This is a genomic window from Mesorhizobium sp. M7A.F.Ca.CA.002.04.1.1 (assembly GCF_004022805.1).
GTDB lineage: Bacteria > Pseudomonadota > Alphaproteobacteria > Rhizobiales > Rhizobiaceae > Mesorhizobium > Mesorhizobium ciceri.
Genome location: NZ_RZPL01000935.1, coordinates 1 through 1,833, shown reverse-complemented (window position 1 = coordinate 1,833; position 1,833 = coordinate 1). Strand labels below are relative to the sequence as shown.

Annotated in this window: 2 protein-coding genes; both read left to right on the top strand. The window is 64.4% G+C overall.

Features of this window, described 5'->3' with window-relative positions; genetic code table 11:
- Window positions 1–1,191 (top strand): UDP-N-acetylglucosamine 1-carboxyvinyltransferase (murA, locus tag ENZ75_RS30665; protein ID WP_128278581.1); only part of this gene is annotated, 1,191 nt, incomplete at its 5' end.
- Window positions 1,192–1,396: 205 nt separating this feature from the next.
- Window positions 1,397–1,831, top strand: coding sequence for a DUF2948 family protein (locus tag ENZ75_RS30660; RefSeq protein WP_128278580.1), 435 nt, complete (start codon window positions 1,397–1,399; stop codon window positions 1,829–1,831).
- Window positions 1,832–1,833 lie beyond the last annotated feature (2 nt).

Here is a 1,833-nt window from a genome sequence, read left to right as displayed (position 1 = left end):
ACCGACGACACACTGACGCTGGAAAACGTGCCGCATCTGGCCGATGTTGAGCAGCTGATCCGCATCCTGGGCAATCACGGCGTCGATTATTCGGTCAATGGCCGCCGCGAGAAGCAGAATGAGGGCTATTCGCGCACCATCAACTTCTCCGCCCGCAACATCGTCGACACCACAGCGCCCTACGAGCTGGTGTCGAAGATGCGCGCCTCGTTCTGGGTGATCGGCCCGCTGCTGGCGCGCATGGGCGAAGCAAAAGTGTCGCTGCCGGGCGGTTGCGCCATCGGCACGCGGCCGGTCGATCTGTTCCTCGAGGGCCTCCAGGCGCTGGGCGCTGATATCGACGTCGACACCGGCTATGTCATCGCCAAGACCCGGAATGGCCGCCTTGTCGGCAACCGCTATATCTTCCCGAAGGTCTCGGTCGGCGCCACCCATGTGCTGATGATGGCCGCGGCACTCGCCAAGGGCGAGACGGTGCTGGAAAATGCCGCCTGCGAGCCCGAGATCGTCAATCTGGCCGAGTGCCTCAACGCCATGGGCGCGAAGATTTCCGGCGCCGGCACGCCAACCATTGCCATCGACGGCGTCGAATCGCTCTCCGGTGCGCGCGTGCGCGTCATTCCCGACCGCATCGAGACCGGCACCTATGCGATGGCCGTCGCCATGACCGGCGGCGACGTCGTGCTCGAAGGCGCGCGTGCGGACCTGCTGCAGACCGCACTGGACGTGATCGCCCAGACGGGTGCGGAGATCACGCCGACCAATTCCGGCATCCGGGTGAGGCGCAACGGCGCCGGCATTTCGCCGGTCGACGTGACGACAGCACCCTTCCCGGCCTTCCCGACCGATTTGCAGGCGCAGTTCATGGGCCTGATGACCATGGCCAAGGGTAAGTCGCGCATCACCGAGACGATCTTCGAGAACCGCTTCATGCATGTGCAGGAACTGGCGCGGCTCGGCGCTCACATCACGCTTTCGGGCCAGACGGCGATCGTCGACGGCGTGCCGAAGCTGAAGGGCGCGCCGGTCATGGCGACCGATCTTCGCGCCTCTGTCTCGCTGGTCATCGCCGGCCTGGCGGCGGAAGGCGAGACCACGGTCAACCGCGTCTACCACCTCGATCGCGGCTTCGAGCGGCTGGAAGAAAAGCTGTCCAACTGCGGCGCGGTGATCGAACGGATTTCGGCGTAGCCCGCGACCTCGGCTCCTCTCTAGCAGCGCAGGAGATTGGCGAAATCCTTCGCGGCAGCGTCCTTCTCCCCGTCACTATCCGGGGAGAAGTGCCCGGCAGGGCGATGAGGGGCAGCGCAGAGCTGCAGCTGTTGGTGCGGTTGCACCGATCGCCAAGACCGCCTAACAGAAGGCTGAACAATCAACCTTCAGGTGCGAAATCCGTATGACCGCCCTTAAGCTTATCGCGCTCGACGACCAGGATCTGAGCATCGTTTCGGCTCATGTCCAGGATGCCGTGCTGAAAGTCAGCGACCTCGAATTCCTCCCCGCGGCCAAGCGTTTCCTGCTGACCATGAACCGTTTCGTCTGGGAGGCAAAATCCGGCCTGTTTCGCCAGCATAATGAGCGACGGCAGGCCGTGCTGCATTTCGACCGCGTGCTCGGGGCCAAGACCAGCGGTATTGACCGCGACAAGCCTGCCGAAGTCCTGTCGCTGCTGGCGATCAGCTTCATCGAGATCAGCAAGCCGGCCGGCATCGTCGAGCTGATCTTCTCGGGCGGCGGTGCGATCATGCTCGACGTCGAGTGCATCGAGGCCCGTCTTGCCGACATCGGCGGGGCGGGGGAAGCCCCCTCGCGCCCCATCCACAAGGCCTGAGC